Below are 14562 nucleotides of genomic sequence, written 5' to 3' on the forward strand. Positions count from 1 at the left end.
ACAACTCTCGTGTGGGCCGGGGATGCTCCGGGCGATCCCGGACGGCCCCAAGCCGGCAAATCGACACACGGTGTTATCGCTTCCGGGTGAGGCTTGTCGAGAGCGCCGGCGCGCCGGCCGGAACCGGCGCGGGAGAGGGCGTTATCGCGGTTGACGCAACCTCAACGCCGCCGCCGGGGGCGTCCCGGACGGGCCAGGTCCGATCGACATTCACCCGACCGCAGGTCTTGGGGCCAAGGCTTCTGTAGCCAAGACTCCTGTGGCCGAGACGCCTGTGGCGACACCAGACGCCTGCTGGCGCCCGCCCACCTATCAGGGTGCGTTCGTGCGGGACGGGCCGACGCCTGCACAGGCAGGGGCACCTCCCCCCTTGCGGGGGAGGGCAGGGAGGGGGGTGAAGCGCCATCCGCTTTCACCCCGGCCTGCCGTCTTGCGCATCGGCGCACGGGCACCTGAAACGGGCGCACCCCGGGTCCCACAGCGGTCGCGATCGGCGCGCGTTTCACCCCCCTCCCCAACCCTCCCCCGCAAGGGGGGAGGGGGCGCGGTGTGCGGGATTGGGGACGAGAGTTCCCGGTTACAGGAGGCACCGTCACAAGAGGCACCGGGCCGGAATGTCGATCGGTCCTAGGCGAAGGCGGCCCGCGCCGCGTCCCGCAACCGCTTGGCGTCCACGGCGATGGCCGCCGCGTCCTTGCCCGGCTTGTAGAGCGCCGAGCCGATGCCGAAGCCGGAGGCGCCGGCCTGCCGGTAGGCGGCCATGTTGGCGGTGTCGATGCCACCCACCGGCAGCAGCGGGATGTCGGTGAGCACCGCCCGCCAGGCCTTCACCACGTGCGGGGGAATGCCTTCCGCGGGGAACAGCTTCAGCGCGTCGGCCCCGGCGGCGCGGGCGGCGAAGGCCTCCGTGGGGGTGGCGACGCCGGGGGTGCAGACGAGGCCGCGCGCCTTGGCGGCGCGGATCACCGCCACGTCCGCATGGGGCATGACGATGATCCGCCCGCCGGCCGCCGCAACGGCATCCACGTCGGCGGGGGAGAGCACCGTGCCGGCGCCGATCAGCGCGCGCTCGCCGAATGCCTCCGCCAGCAGGCGGATGGAGACCAGGGGCTCGGGCGAATTGAGCGGCACCTCGATCAGGGTGAAGCCGGCCTCCACCAGCGCCGCGCCGATGGCGGGGGCCTCGGCGGGCGTGAGGCCGCGCAGGATGGCGACCAGCGGGCAGGCGGCGAGGGCGTCGGCGAAGGTGAGGGACATGGGAAGGCTCCGCGATCGATCAGGTCAGATGAGCCCGGCGGCCTTGGCCACCGCGAACTGGCCGGCGGGCGCGCAGCCGGCGGGCGCGCTGGCGTGGGCGAGGCCGAGCAGGTCGGCGGCGGCGGCATAGCGCTCGGTCAGCGCCGCATTGGCCACCAGGGTGAAGCCCTCATGGCCGCGCGTGGCGTCGGCCAGCTCGGTGCCGATCAGCAGGCCGGAGAGGAAGTCGGCGCTGTCGGCCTCGGCGAGGCGGCCGGTCAGGCCCAGCGCGCGCACCGAGAACAGCCGCGCCAGCAGGCCGCCCGGCCCTTCGAGCGCGCGCGCGGCCAGCACCCCGCGGCGGAAGCCCTCCACGGACTGCGCCTTGATCGGCTGGGCGCCGGTGGGCTCGGACTGCATCATGCGGCCGAGAATGGTGTGGCCCTTCAGCGCCGCGAACACGTCGCCGGTCATGTAGGTGGAGAAACGGGCGATGCGCCCGCCGTCCACCCGCACCCATTTGGAATGGGTGCCGGGCAGCACGAACAGGCCGTCGGCGCGGTGCAGGCGGTTGAGGGCGCCGAACACCTCCACCTCCTCGCCGCGGATCACGTCCGGCGTGTCGGCATCGTCGCGCAGCAGGCCGGGCACGATGGCGACCGGGCCGAAGGGATGCGGCGCGTCGGGCACGGGGGTGAGGCCGGCGGCGAGGTCGGCGAGGCCCGCCGGGGTCGGCACGTAGCGCGCCTCCACCCAGCCCTGGCGGCTGCCGATCATGCCCGACAGCAGGACGGGGAGCGGGCCGTGGGCATGGGCCCAGGCGCCGGCATTGGCGGTGAGCACGTCGGCGAAGCTGGCGCCGTCCAGGGACATGATGCCCTGGAACGCCGTGCGGCTGTCCAGGATCGCCCCGTCGGCGGCCTGGAGATAGGCGCGCAGCGAGGTGGTGCCCCAGTCGAGGGTGATGAGGGCGGCGGGGGCGGGCATCGGCGGTTTCCTTGGGACCCGGTCGCTGAGTCGGCGGAGTATAGACGCGATCGGCCGGGGCGGCAGGGCGGTGTTCGGGCGGGACGACCGCGCGCCGCCGCGCCCGGCGCCTCAGTGGTGCAGGATCTGGCCGAGGAAGGTGCGGGTGCGCTCGTTGGCCGGGTTGGCGAAGAAGGTCTCGGGCGGGCCCTGCTCGACGATCTCGCCCTTGTCCATGAAGATCACCCGGTCCGCCACCTGGCGGGCGAAGCCCATCTCGTGGGTGACGCAGATCATGGTCATGCCGTCCTGGGCCAGCGAGATCATGGTGTCGAGCACTTCCTTGACCATCTCCGGGTCGAGCGCCGAGGTCGGCTCGTCGAACAGCATGACCTTGGGGTTCATGCACAAGGCGCGGGCGATGGCGACGCGCTGCTGCTGGCCGCCGGAGAGCTGGCCGGGATACTTGTTCGCCTGCTCAGGAATGCGCACGCGCTCCAGATACTTCATGGCGATGGCCTCGGCCTCCTTGGGCGCGATGCCGCGCACCTTGCGCGGGGCCAGCGTGCAGTTCTGCAGCACGGTGAGGTGCGGGAACAAATTGAACGACTGGAACACCATGCCCACTTCCGCGCGCACCTTGTCGAGCCCCTTGGAGGAGGCGCCGACCTCGGTGCCGTCCACCTCGATGCGCCCGCCTTGGTGGTGCTCCAGCGCGTTGATGCAGCGGATCAGCGTGGACTTGCCCGAGCCGGAGGGGCCGCAGATGACGATGCGCTCGCCGGCGGTGACGGTGAGGTTGATGTCCTGGAGGGCGTGGTAGGTGCCGTACCACTTCTCCACCTTCTCCATGCGGATCATGACCGCGCCGCTCTCCGGCGGGCGCACGGATCCGGCGGCGCCGGACGCGGGGCTGAGGCTGGCGGGGCTCGTCATGACAGGTCTCCGGGATGGGCAGAGGGTAGAGCGCGATCCGATCAGATTGACTCAATCTGATCGGCGCGTGCTCTAAGGATCGCGGGCGCCCGGGGCGCCCGCGGAAAGCGCGATCAGAACGTGGGCATCACCGGAAGCGGGGTCTTGAACCACTTCTGGTTGATGGCGTCGAGCTCGCCGTTATTCTTCACGAAATACAGGAAGGTGTTGATCCACTGGAGGAAATCCGTGGAGCCGCGGCGCACGGTGATGCCGTTATACTGGCTGCGCAGCACGACCTTGCGCTCGATGCCCATGTCCGGATTGGCGGCGTCGAGCTGGGCGCCGATGATGTTGTTGGAGCCGAGCAGGTCGGTCTGGCCGGAGATGAAGGCCTGGGCGGCGGTGGCGTCGTCGTCGAAGCGCATGATGGTGGCGCCCTTGGGCACGGCGGCGGTCAGCGCGGTGTCCTGTGTGGAGGCGCGGGCCACCGCGATCTTCTTGCCCACCGTCTGCTCCAGGCTCTTCACCTCAAGCTTCTTGGGGCCGAGCAGCTGGATCTCGATGGTGGAATAGGGGATGGAGAACTGCACCTGCTTGGCGCGCTCCGGCGTGATGCCGAAGGTGGCGATCAGCACGTCCACCTTGCTGGTGAGCAGGTAGGGGATGCGGTTCGGCCCGGTGACGGGGACGATCTCCACCTCGACGCCGAGATACTTGCCCATCAGCTTGGCGACGTCGGCGTCATAGCCTTCCGGCTTGCCCTGGGCGTCCAAGAGGCCGAACGGCGGCAGGTCCACCAGCATGCCCACCTGGAGCTTCTTCTTCGACAGGATGTCGTCGATGGACTGGGCCGAGGCGCCGTGCGGCAGCGCGCTCGCGGCCAGCGCCGCGAGGCCGGTGGCGGCGATCACGCGCCGCGCGGATTTCAGGACCGATCCGAACATGTGGCTTCCTCCTTGTGAGCCCCTTTTCGAGGGGCGGCGTTTCCGGGCGGGCCCGGCCGTGGCAGATGGACCGTCAGCGCGAGACGGTGCCGAATTTCTTTTCCAGGTGGCGGGAATAGAGCGAGAGCGGCCAGCACAGGACGAAGTAGATCGCCGCCACGATGCCGAACACCAGGAACGGGCGGAAGGTGGCGTTGTTGACGATCTGCCCGGCGCGCGTCAGCTCGACGAAGCCGATGATCGAGGCCAGCGAGGTGCTCTTCACCAGCAGCACCAGGAAGCCCACCGTGGGCGCCACCGCGATCTTGGCCGCCTGCGGCAGGATGATCTCGCGCATCCGCGTCACATAATGCAGGCCGAGCGCGGTGGAGGCCTCCCACTGGCCCTTGGGGATGGCCTGGATGCAACCGCGCCAGATCTCGCCCAGGAAGGCGGCGCCGTTCAGCGTCAGGCCGATGGCGGCGGCGGTGAGCGGGTCGATGCCGCCGCCCAGCATGGTGGCGCCGAAGAACACCAGGAACAGCTGCATCAGGAGCGGCGTGCCCTGGAAGATCTGGATATAGGTGCCGGCCACCGCCCGCAGCCAGGCGTAGGGCGAGGTGCGGGCCAGCGCCACCAGCACGCCGCCCAGCGCGCCGCCGACGAAGGCGATGGCCGAGAGCAGCAGCGTCCAGCGCACCGCCATCAAGAGGAACAGGAATTCGGCGGAGGTGAATTGACGGATCATGGCTCGCCCCCCTCAGCGCGCGGCGTCGGACCGCGCGAACACCGCGCGGTAGATGAGCTCGAAGGCGGCGGCGAACATCAGCGACATGGCCAGATACATGGCGGTGACCACGATGTAGATCTCGAACGAGCGGAAGGTCTGCGACTGCAGATTGTTGGCGATCGCGGTCAATTCCTCCGCCGAGATGGCCGAGACCACCGAGGAGGTCAGCATCAACAGGATGAACTGGCTGGTGAGCGAGGGGTAGATCGCCTTCAACGCCGGGAAGATGACCACATAGGCGAACACCTGGATCGGCTTCAGCCCCAGCGCCAGCCCGGCCTCGATCTGCCCCTTGTGGATGGTCTCGATGCCGGCGCGCACGATCTCGGTGGCGTAGGCGCCGACGTTCACCACCATGGCGAGCAGCGCCGCCTCGTTGGCGTCGAGCCGGATGCCCATGCGCGGCAGGCCGAAGAAGATCAGGAAGATCTGCACCAGGAAGGGCGTGTTGCGGACCACCTCCACATACACGTCCACCAGCCAGCGCACCGGGCGCGGGCCGCCGGTCTTGCCCAGCGCGCACAGGATGGCCACCATCAGGCCGATGGCCATGGCCATGGCCGAGAGGCGGATGGTGAGCCAGGCGCCCAGGAGCAGTTCGGGCCAGGCGTCGAACACTTCGCCGAACTGGAAGACGTAGTTCATCTCAACGCTTCCTTCAGGGGGTTGGTCCGCCGGCGCGCCGGCGGGAGAGCGGGGGAGCGGCCTTCGCCGCCCGGCCGCGCTGGCCGGGGGCGGCGCCGCAGGACTGGCGGATGATGAGGCGCGGCGGCACGATGATCTGCTCCGGCGGGCGGCTCGGATTCTCCACCCGGCGCAGCAGCAGGCGGGCGGCCTCGCGGCCGACCACGCGCGGATCGGTGGTGAAGGTGGTGAGCGCGGGGCGGTGGAGCCCGGCCTCGGCCACGTCGTCGCAGCCGACCACGGCCACGTCCTTGCCCGGGGTGAGCCCGCGCTCAGCCAGCGCCAGCATGACGCCGAACGCCACCACGTCGTTGTAGCAGACCAGCGCGGTCGGGTGGTCGCCGGCGGCCAGCAGGTCGCGCGCGGCGGCATAGCCGTCGGCGCGGTCGAGCACGGCGCACGGCACCACCGGCCCGCTCTTGAGGCGGTGGCGGCGCAGCGCGCGGCGGAAGCCGGCGAGGCGCTCGGCCAAAGGCGCGATGCGGCGCACGCCGCCGATGAAGCCGATGTGCCGGTGGCCCAGCCCGATCAGGTGCTCGGTCACCAGCTCCATGCCGGCGCCGTAGTCCGGCCCGACATAGTCGCCGGAAAAGCCCTCCACGCGGCGCTGCGCCACCACGCGGGGCAGGTTGCCGCAGTGCGCGTCGTCGAACACCTCGGCCTTGGTGTCCTCGGCGGGCACCAGCACGACGCCGTCCACGCCGTGCTCCTGCATGCGCACCAGCAGGCGGCGCTGGCGCGCGGCGTCTTCCTCGGAATTGGTGATGAAGGCCACATAGCCCTCGCCGTCCAGCACGTCGTCGATGCCGGAGGTGAGCTGGGCATAGTTGGGGGTGGTGATCTCGCACAGCACGAGGCCGATGGTGCGCGAGGCGCCGGAGCGCAGGTTGGCGGCGCGGCGGTTGTAGACATAGCCGAGCTCGGCCATGGCCGCATCCACCTTGGCGCGGGTCTCGTCGGCCACCAGCGGGCTCTTGCGCAGCACCAGCGAGACGGTGGCGCGGGAGACGCCGGCATAAGCGGCGATGTGGTTGAGCGTGACGCGCGGCGGGGCGCCGTGGGCGGCGGCCGCATGGCCGGACGGGGCATGGCTGGCGCCCGAGCCTTCCGCCCGCGCGGCCCCTTTGGGCGCGGTCTGGCCCGGCTGGGCATCGCCGCCCCTGGGCTTATGCGGCTTGCGCGTCTGCACCGTGGCATTTCTCCCCCGGCCGTGACGGCCGGCTGACGTGGCGGACGCGCTTTTCCGCGCGCCAGGGGCGCCGGACGCAGGTCTCGTTGTTCGCGGCACGGGCGGTGCCGGCGGCTGCCGCCGGGCGTTCGGCCCCAGCGGCAGGAGCTTGTCTAATGGAGCGGCGCGCGGCCGGTCAACGACTTTTTTAGATCGATCTAAAACTTCGCCGACGCGGCAATATGACCGGCCCGGACGTGCTGCGATGCAGCATCTCAATGGCGGCGCGGCGCGGGCTCCCGCCGCGGGCCGGCGGGGCCGCCAGGGCGCCCCGCGTCATGTTGCATAGCATCAAATATTTGCCGCGCGTTCCCCCGGCGGGGTGTGGGGTGTGGGGCGCGGGGCGCGGCGGGCGCGGGGGAGGATGCGCGCCATCTCGTCCGGGCGCGGCAAAAACCCTCTCCCGCTTGCGGGGGAGGGAAGGGGTGGGGGCCGAAGCGCAGCTTCGGAAACGCTTGTTCCATCCGCGCGGGCGCTGCTGCCGCGGCGCGCGCACCCACCCCGCGACCTGTTCGCCGCTGGCACGGCGCCCCACCCCGGCCCTCCCCCGCAAGCGGGAGAGGGAGCGCGTCGCGCGAAGGGAGGGCGCGCGCGGGGAGAGGTGCGCTCCGTCCAGGTGCGGGTCAGCCCTGGCGCTGCGCCATATAGGCGCGCCAGCCGCCCAGCGCGGTGATCTCGCGCGCGTCCTTCACCGCATGGGCCTCGCACAGGAAGCCGGAGGCTTCCGAGCCGTCGTCCAGGCGGATCTTGCCCACGCCCAGCGGCGCCGGGATGCGGGCGACGAAGGCGCCGAAGGCGGCGGGGGCGAGCGCCCACACCTCCACGTCGAGGCCGGGGCCGGCGAAGCCCGGCTCGCGCACCAGCCCCGGCTTCTCCGGCACCGTGCCGGGCAAGGCATAGAGCCGATAGTCCGGCGCCGTGCGGCAGCGGCGGATCAGCCGGCCGCCGGTCTCGGTCAATTCGCGGTTGAGCGGCATGCCGGAGAGATGGGCGCCCACCACGACGATGGGCAGGGTGTCCTGCGTCCCGGTCATGCGCCTGCCTCCAGCACGGCCACCACATCGCCGGTGCGCACCGTGCGCCCCGGCGCCACGCGCACTTCCCGCAGGCGCCCCGGCGCATGGGCGGTGATGGCGATCTCCATCTTCATGCTCTCGATGATGGCGATGGTCTCGCCCGCCGCCACCGGGGCGCCGGGTGCCACCAGCACCTTCCACACATTGCCCGGCACGCCAGCGCTGACCCCGAAGCAGCCTTCGGGAATGGCGTCCGGCGCCAGCGCCGGGCCGCCGTCGTCAGTGACGAAGCTGTCCAGCCCCTCCGCCTTCCAGCGCGCCCGCTCCGCCTCGAACGCCGCCTGCTGGCGGGCCTTGAAGGCGGTGATGGCGGGCTCGTCCCGCTTCAGCCCGGCGGCATAGTCCGCATAGGAGAACTGCCCCTCCTCGATGCGCACCGGATAGGCGCCGTGCGGGAAGGCGGCGCGCGCCTCGGTGAGTTCCGCGTGGGAGACCGGGAAGAAGCGGATCTGATCGAAGAAGCGCAGCAGCCAGGGCGTGCCCTCGGCGAAGGCCGGGGTGGCGCGCCAGGTGTTCCACATCTGGATGGTGCGGCCGAACAATTGATAGCCGCCCGGCCCCTCCATGCCGTAGATGCACATGTAGGCGCCGCCGATGCCCACCGCATTCTCCGGCGTCCAGGTGCGGGCGGGATTGTATTTGGTGGTCACCAGGCGATGGCGCGGGTCGATCGGGGTCGCCACCGGGGCGCCCAGATAGACGTCGCCCAGGCCCAGCACCAGATAGCGCGCGTCGAACACCACGTCCTTGACCGCCTGCTCATCGGCCAGCCCGTTGATGCGGCGGATGAACTCGATGTTGGACGGGCACCAGGGGGCGTCGGGCCGCACCAGCTCCTGATACTTGCGCATGGCGCGCTGCGCGTCCGGGTCGTCCCAGGACAAGGGCAGGTGGACGGTGCGGCTCGGCACCACCACGTCCTCGGCCTTGGGCAGCGCGGCTTCGATCTCCTGCAACAGCCCGACCAGCCGGGCGCGGGAAAGCGCGCCGCCGTCATAGTGGATTTGCAGCGAGCGGATGCCGGGGGTGAGGTCGATGAGGCCGGGCAGCTTCGCCTGCGCCACCGCCTGCGCCATCAGGTGCGCCCGCAGCCGCAGGGCGATGTCGAGCCGCATGTCGCCGAATTCCACCAGCAGATTGTCGTCGCCCTGGCGGCGGTAGACCACCTGAACCGGGCCGTCGTCGCGCCGCGCCACGATGGGCGAGGCGGCCTCCGGCACGGAGCGGACGGCGGGCCCGGCCACGGCATCGTGCGGCCGGGCCAGCGGGACGAAGCGCACGCTGTCGCCGGGCTTCAACTGGCCCATCTTCCATTGCTCGTCGCGGGCGATCACCGCCGGGCAGACGAAGCCGCCGAGCGAGGGGCCGTCCGGCCCGAGGATGATGGGCATGTCGCCGGTGAAGTCGATGGCGCCCACCGCATAGGCATTGTCGTGCAGGTTGGAGGGGTGCAGCCCCGCCTCGCCGCCATCGGCGCGGGCCCAGCGCGGCGTCGGCCCCATCAGGCGCACGCCGGTGCGGGCGCTGTTGTAATGCACCTCGTAGGATGCCGCGAACAGATCGGCGATGTCCGCGTCCTGGAAGAAGTCCGGCGCGCCGTGCGGGCCGTAGACCACGCCGATCTCCCACGTCCGCGTCAGCGGCGCGGGAGCAAGCGGGGCGCTGGCGTCCTCGACTATTGAGCCGATGTGCAGCGCATCGCCGCCCTTCAGCGTGCCGGTGGCATGGCCGCCGAAGGCGCCGAGCGCGAAGGTGGCGCGCGAGCCCAGCACCTCGGGCGCGTCGAAGCCGCCGCGCACGGCGAGATAAGCGCGCTGGCCCGGCCCCTGGATGGCGCCGAGCGCCAGCACCTGCCCGGCCGCCACCGCGAACGGGGCGTCGTGCGGCACGTTCGCGCCGTCCAGCACCGCCGGCATGTGCGCGCCGGACAGCGCCACCTCGGCGGCGGCGTGGAAGCGCAGGGTCGGGCCGTTGACGGTCAATTCCAGCGCCGCCGTGTCCGGCGGATTGCGCACCAAGGCGTTGGCGCGGCGGAAGGAATGGGCGTCCATCGGGCCGGACGGCGGCACGCCCACATGCCAGAGGTGGAGGCGCCCCGGCAGCTCCTGAAGGCTCGACTGCGCGCCGGGGCTGAGCACCTCGATGCTGCGCGGCGCGAAGTCGAAATCCTTCAGCGCGGTGGTGGCCACCTTGCCGGAAGCGAGCAGATCGGATGCCGCGATGGCCCGCAGATAGGTGAGGTTGGTCTCGATGCCGGACAGCCGGGTCGCGTCCAGCGCCGCCCGCAGGGCTTGGAGCGCGGCGGGGCGGTCGGCGCCGGTGACGATCACCTTCGCCAGCATGGGGTCGTAATAGGGCGTGACCTCCGTGCCCGTCTCCACCCAGCCGTCCACCCGCACGCCGTGCGGGAAGGCGACCTCGGTAAGCAGGCCGGCGCTGGGCTGGAAGTTGGCGTGGGGGATCTCCGCATAGATGCGGGCCTCGATGGCCGCGCCCTGGGGGGTGAGGGGTTCGGCGGGAATGGGGTCCTCGCCCGCCGCCTGCCGCACCATCCATTCCACCAGGTCGATGCCGAACACCGCCTCGGTGACCGGATGCTCAACCTGGAGGCGGGTGTTCACCTCCAGGAAGTAGAATTCCGCCCGCGCCGGGTCGTAGATGAATTCCACCGTGCCGGCGGAGGCATAGGCGACGCTTTCCCCCAGCGCCACGGCGGCGGCGTGGAGGCGGGCGCGCACGTCCTCCGGCAGCAGCGGGGCGGGGGTTTCCTCGATCACCTTCTGGTTGCGGCGCTGGAGCGAGCAGTCGCGCTCGCCGAGCGCCACCACGCGGCCGGCGCCGTTGCCGAAGATCTGCACCTCCACATGGCGGGCATCGGCCACGAAGCGCTCCAGATAGACCCGCGCGTCGCCGAAGGAGGCGCGCGCCGTGCGCTGCACGCGCTCGAACGCGGCGGCCAGGTCCTCCGGGCCGGCGCAGAGCTGCATGCCGATGCCGCCGCCGCCCGCCGTGCTCTTGAGCATCACCGGGTAGGAGATGGCTTGCGCGGCCTCCAGCGCCTCCTCCACGCCCTCGATCAGGCCGGTGCCGGGCAGCAGCGGCACGCCGCTCCTTTGCGCGATCTCGCGGGCGGTGTGCTTGAGGCCGAAGGCCCGCAGATGCTCCGGGCGGGGGCCGATGAAGGCGATGCCTTCCGCCGCCAGCCGCTCGGCGAAGGCGACAGTCTCCGACAGGAAGCCGTAGCCGGGATGCACCGCCTGCGCGCCGCTGGCCTTGGCGGCGGCGATCACCGCCTCCATGTTCAGATAGCTCTCGGCGGCGGGGGCCGGGCCGAGGCGGTGGGCTTCGTCCGCCGCCAGCACCGGGCGGGTGAAGCGGTCGGCGTCCGAATGGACGGCGACGGCGCGGATATGCATCGCGCGCAAAGTCCGGGCGATCCGGCCGGCGATCTCGCCCCGGTTGGCAATCAGGACCGTGTCGAACATGGGTCAGCCCTCGTCCCCGGCGAAGATCAGGATGGCGATGGGCGTGGGGTTGAAGCCGTTGCAGGGATTGTTGATCTGGGGGCAGTTGGAGATGACGCAGAGGAGGTCCATCTCGGCCCGGATCTCCACATAATCGCCCGGCTTCGACACCCCGTCGACGATGGCCAGCTCGCCGTTTGGCGAGATCGGCACGTTCATGAAGAAGTTGATGTTGGGCACGATGTCGCGCTTGGTCAGGCCGTATTTCGAAACCTCATATACGAAGTTCTCGCGGCAGGCGTGCAGGTAGCGGGTGTGCTGGCCGAAGCGCGCGGTGTTGCTCTCGCACGAGCAGGCGCCCGCCGAGGTGTCGTGCCGGCCGCAGGTGTCGGCGGTGACGACGCCCATCAGATGCCCCTCGTTGGAGATGAGGCGGGTGCCGGTGGTGACATAGGCCGCGCCCTGCACGCGCACGGTGTCCTGCGCCGAATAGCGCTCGGCGAGGTCGCCCGCCTTGTAGAACAGGGTGTCCACCGCCTGCTGGCCCTCCAGGTCGATGATGCGGATGGATTGGCCGCGCCTGACGAGGCCCGACCAGGGGGCCTGCGGGGGCACATGGTGGGTGGCGATCGCGGATTTCGGGTCATGCACCGGGGCGGCGAAGAAGCTTTTGGCGTTCATGTCGGTCGCTCCCTTCAGCGCGCGAGGTTCTCGAAGCCGCGGGCGGCTTCGGGGGTGGCGGTGCGGCAGAGGTCGTCGAACGCAGCGGGCGGGGCCTGGAAGCGGATCGCCTCGACGCTGCCGGCGGCATGGTCCGGGCGCGGGTCGAGCGGGTGCGGGCAGTTGGAGAGCGCCACGAGGAGGTCCATCTCCGCCCGCAGGTCGACGAAATCGCCCGCCTGCCGGGTGTCGGCGCCCCATGCCAGCCTGCCGTCCGCGTCGGTGTTCACCGGGGCGAAGAAGGTCATGCACGGCGGGATGTCGCAGCGCGCGAGGCCGAGCTTGCCGGCGGCGAGGATGAAATTGTCCCGCGTGTTGCGCAGCCGCTCGCTATCGGCCTTGGCGCCGTAGCGGGCGCGGTTGGAGGCGGCGGTGGAGCCGCCCACCAGCGCGTCATGGGCGCAGCCGGTATCCTCCACCAGCGAGAGCATCACCCGGCCCATGTCGGAGAACAGCACGCGGCCCTTCTGCAATCTGGCGGTCCACTGGATCTTCAGCGTGTCGGCATAGTTCAGCCGCTCGCTCGTCTCGTGCGCGTTCCAGCAGACCAGCGCGACGGCGGCGGGCGCGTCCATCAGCGCGATGCGCAGCGCCTCGCCGGCCTTCAGCCGCGTGGTGAAGTACCAGCCGGGCGGGATCGTCTCGCGGGTCAGCGGGCCGGGCGGCAGCGGCAGGCCGCGCGCCGTGGGCGCGGGCAGCACGGCGGGGGCGTGGCCGCCGGCGGCCTTCAGCTCCTCGTAGCGGCGCTTGTTGGCCGCGATGCGGTCCAGCGTTGTGGTGTCGGCAGTCATGTGCTCTCTCCTCAGGCGCTCATGAGTGCCGGGTCGTCCCGGCCATGCCCCGTCTCGATCGCCGGGTCGTCCCGGCCGGGGCTGGAAGGCGCGCCGGCGATGCGGCGCGGCCAGACGTCGATGTCGCGCGCCACCGTGGCGCCGAAGCGCGCGCGCTCCTCCGGCCGGTCGCGGCGGCGCTCGAAGGCGATGACGCGGGTGGCGAGCGTGAAGGCCTCGCGCAGGTCGTGCGTCACCATCACCACCGTCATCTCGCAAGAGTTCCACAGCTTGCGCATCAGGGTGTGGATGTCGGCGCGGATGCCGGGGTCGAGCGCGCCGAACGGCTCGTCCAGCAAGAGGATGCGCGGCTTGCGCATGATCGCCTGGGCGAGCGCGAGGCGCTGCTGCATGCCGCCCGACAGCGCGGCGGGATATTTGTCCTGCGCCCCGGCAAGGCCCACTTCGTCGATCAGCGCGCGGGCCTCCTCAGCCGCCGCGTGGCGGGCGGCGCCGAACAGGCGGCCGGTGAGCGGCGCGCGCGGTAATTCCGCCGCCAGCAGCACGTTGCCCAGCACGGTGAGGTGCGGGAAGACGGAATAGCGCTGGAACACCACGCCCCGGTCGGCGCCGGGCTCGCGGGCGATGGGGCGGCCGTCGATCAGCACGCTGCCGCGGGTCACGCTCTCCTCGCTGAGCAGGATGCGCAGGAAGGTGGTCTTGCCGCAGCCGGAGGGGCCGACCAGGGCGACGAAGGAACGCGGCGCGAACTCGAGGCAGATGTCCTCCAGCACGATCTGGTCGCCATATTCCTTCCACAGGTGCTGCACCGAGATGGCGGTCATGCGCCCCTCCCGCCGAACCAGGGGAAGGCGGCGCGGCGCAGCCGCACGAGGCCATAGTCCATCAGCACCGAGAGCAAGGTGATCCAGGCGACGTAGGGCAGGATGACATCCATGGCGAGATACCGCCGCACCAGGAAGATGCGATAGCCGAGGCCGCTCTCGGCCGCGATCGCCTCCGCCGCGATGAGGAACAGGAAGGCCGGGCCGAGCGACAGGCGCACAGCGTCGATGAGGCGCGGGGCGATCTGCGGCAGCACCACGCGCAGCGCGATCTGCCAGCTTGAGGCGCCCAGCGTCTGCGCCTTGATCATCTGCTCGCGCGGCAGTTCCTCCACCCGCATGGCGAGGTCGCGGATGAGAAAGGGCGTCACCCCGATGGTGATCAGCGCCACTTTCGAGACCTCGCCCAGCCCGAGAGCGATGAACAGGATGGGCAGCAGCGCCAGCGGCGGCACCATGGAGACCATGGCGACGAACGGCGCCAGCAGCGCCCGCACCATGGGCAGCATGCCGATCATCACGCCGGCGACGAGGGCGATGGCGGTGGACAGCGCCAGCGCGGTGACGAGCCGGTCCAGCGTCGCCAGCGTGTCGCTGATGAGCAGATAGTCACCCGTGCGGGCATCGGGATTGAGCGCCACGCGGGCGATGGCATCGCCGATGGTGGCGAGGCTCGGCAGCAGCTTGTCCGCCGGGTTGTCGGCGAGCCGCGCGGCGGAGCCGAGCACATAGGCGAGGATGAGGCACGCGAACGGCAGCATGGCCAGCAGCAGCGCTGCCGTGCGGTCCGGCCGGCGGTTGATGAGGCGCATGCGTGCGGGCTCCGGGTTTCGTTCGGCGGGCGGGCGCGGGGTGGCGGGCCGTCCGTTGGGTGTGGCGGGCAGGCCCGCCTGGCGACGAGCACACCCTCGCCGCTGGCGCGACGGGCTCCCTCCCCCGCAA

General features: G+C 71.3%; 12 protein-coding genes and 1 pseudogene. All 13 read right to left on the reverse strand.

The window, feature by feature from the left end; all coding sequences use genetic code 11:
• Positions 1-627: 627 nt before the first annotated feature.
• Complete coding sequence (locus YU1_RS0107590; RefSeq protein WP_029003558.1) at positions 628-1257, reverse strand: 2-dehydro-3-deoxy-6-phosphogalactonate aldolase; 630 nt, start codon at positions 1255-1257, stop codon at positions 628-630.
• Positions 1258-1281: 24 nt separating this feature from the next.
• The gene (locus YU1_RS0107595) at positions 1282-2223 is read right to left on the reverse strand and encodes a 2-dehydro-3-deoxygalactonokinase (protein ID WP_029003559.1); all 942 of its coding nucleotides are present in this window, start codon (positions 2221-2223) and stop codon (positions 1282-1284) included.
• Positions 2224-2334: 111 nt separating this feature from the next.
• Positions 2335-3063, reverse strand: a complete 729-nt coding sequence (locus tag YU1_RS0107600; RefSeq protein WP_051356630.1) for an amino acid ABC transporter ATP-binding protein — start codon at positions 3061-3063, stop codon at positions 2335-2337.
• A 188-nt stretch (positions 3064-3251) separates the two neighbouring features.
• Positions 3252-4064, reverse strand: a complete 813-nt coding sequence (locus YU1_RS0107605) for a transporter substrate-binding domain-containing protein (RefSeq protein WP_029003561.1) — start codon at positions 4062-4064, stop codon at positions 3252-3254.
• 73 nt (positions 4065-4137) lie between these two features.
• Positions 4138-4791 carry an amino acid ABC transporter permease gene (locus tag YU1_RS0107610; RefSeq protein WP_156922000.1) on the reverse strand — a complete coding sequence of 218 codons (654 nt, stop codon included), beginning with the start codon at positions 4789-4791 and terminating at the stop codon, positions 4138-4140.
• A gap of 12 nt (positions 4792-4803) precedes the next feature.
• Positions 4804-5478: an amino acid ABC transporter permease gene (locus YU1_RS0107615; RefSeq protein ID WP_029003563.1), complete on the reverse strand. Its 675-nt coding sequence runs from the start codon at positions 5476-5478 to the stop codon at positions 4804-4806.
• A gap of 13 nt (positions 5479-5491) precedes the next feature.
• Positions 5492-6706, reverse strand: a complete 1215-nt coding sequence (locus YU1_RS28460; RefSeq protein WP_245263257.1) for a LacI family DNA-binding transcriptional regulator — start codon at positions 6704-6706, stop codon at positions 5492-5494.
• 662 nt (positions 6707-7368) lie between these two features.
• A pseudogene (locus YU1_RS28465) lies at positions 7369-7752 on the reverse strand (allophanate hydrolase-related protein); the annotation flags it as partial.
• A gap of 23 nt (positions 7753-7775) precedes the next feature.
• Entirely contained in the window at positions 7776-11306 is a 3531-nt protein-coding gene (uca, locus tag YU1_RS0107630) for an urea carboxylase (RefSeq protein ID WP_029003564.1), read from the reverse strand.
• A 3-nt stretch (positions 11307-11309) separates the two neighbouring features.
• A complete protein-coding gene (locus tag YU1_RS0107635; protein WP_051356606.1) occupies positions 11310-11966 on the reverse strand; it encodes an urea amidolyase associated protein UAAP2 in 657 nt (218 codons plus the stop codon).
• 14 nt (positions 11967-11980) lie between these two features.
• Positions 11981-12796, reverse strand: a complete 816-nt coding sequence (locus tag YU1_RS0107640; protein ID WP_029003566.1) for an urea amidolyase associated protein UAAP1 — start codon at positions 12794-12796, stop codon at positions 11981-11983.
• A gap of 11 nt (positions 12797-12807) precedes the next feature.
• The gene (locus YU1_RS0107645) at positions 12808-13620 is read right to left on the reverse strand and encodes an ATP-binding cassette domain-containing protein (protein WP_029003567.1); all 813 of its coding nucleotides are present in this window, start codon (positions 13618-13620) and stop codon (positions 12808-12810) included.
• Positions 13617-14432: an ABC transporter permease gene (locus tag YU1_RS0107650; RefSeq protein WP_029003568.1), complete on the reverse strand. Its 816-nt coding sequence runs from the start codon at positions 14430-14432 to the stop codon at positions 13617-13619. The genes YU1_RS0107645 and YU1_RS0107650 overlap by 4 nt, the downstream gene beginning before the upstream one ends.
• Between the last annotated feature and the right edge of the window lie 130 nt (positions 14433-14562).

Source organism: Azorhizobium doebereinerae UFLA1-100 (assembly GCF_000473085.1).
Taxonomy (GTDB): Bacteria; Pseudomonadota; Alphaproteobacteria; order Rhizobiales; family Xanthobacteraceae; genus Azorhizobium; species Azorhizobium doebereinerae.

Coding starts and splice junctions, on each gene's coding strand:
- YU1_RS0107590 (WP_029003558.1), bottom strand. CDS start 1,257: ATGTCCCTCACCTTCGCCGACGCCCTCGCCGCCTGCCCGCTGGTCGCC.
- YU1_RS0107595 (WP_029003559.1), bottom strand. CDS start 2,223: ATGCCCGCCCCCGCCGCCCTCATCACCCTCGACTGGGGCACCACCTCG.
- YU1_RS0107600 (WP_051356630.1), bottom strand. CDS start 3,063: ATGATCCGCATGGAGAAGGTGGAGAAGTGGTACGGCACCTACCACGCC.
- YU1_RS0107605 (WP_029003561.1), bottom strand. CDS start 4,064: ATGTTCGGATCGGTCCTGAAATCCGCGCGGCGCGTGATCGCCGCCACC.
- YU1_RS0107610 (WP_156922000.1), bottom strand. CDS start 4,791: ATGATCCGTCAATTCACCTCCGCCGAATTCCTGTTCCTCTTGATGGCG.
- YU1_RS0107615 (WP_029003563.1), bottom strand. CDS start 5,478: ATGAACTACGTCTTCCAGTTCGGCGAAGTGTTCGACGCCTGGCCCGAA.
- uca (WP_029003564.1), bottom strand. CDS start 11,306: ATGTTCGACACGGTCCTGATTGCCAACCGGGGCGAGATCGCCGGCCGG.
- YU1_RS0107635 (WP_051356606.1), bottom strand. CDS start 11,966: ATGAACGCCAAAAGCTTCTTCGCCGCCCCGGTGCATGACCCGAAATCC.
- YU1_RS0107640 (WP_029003566.1), bottom strand. CDS start 12,796: ATGACTGCCGACACCACAACGCTGGACCGCATCGCGGCCAACAAGCGC.
- YU1_RS0107645 (WP_029003567.1), bottom strand. CDS start 13,620: ATGACCGCCATCTCGGTGCAGCACCTGTGGAAGGAATATGGCGACCAG.
- YU1_RS0107650 (WP_029003568.1), bottom strand. CDS start 14,432: ATGCGCCTCATCAACCGCCGGCCGGACCGCACGGCAGCGCTGCTGCTG.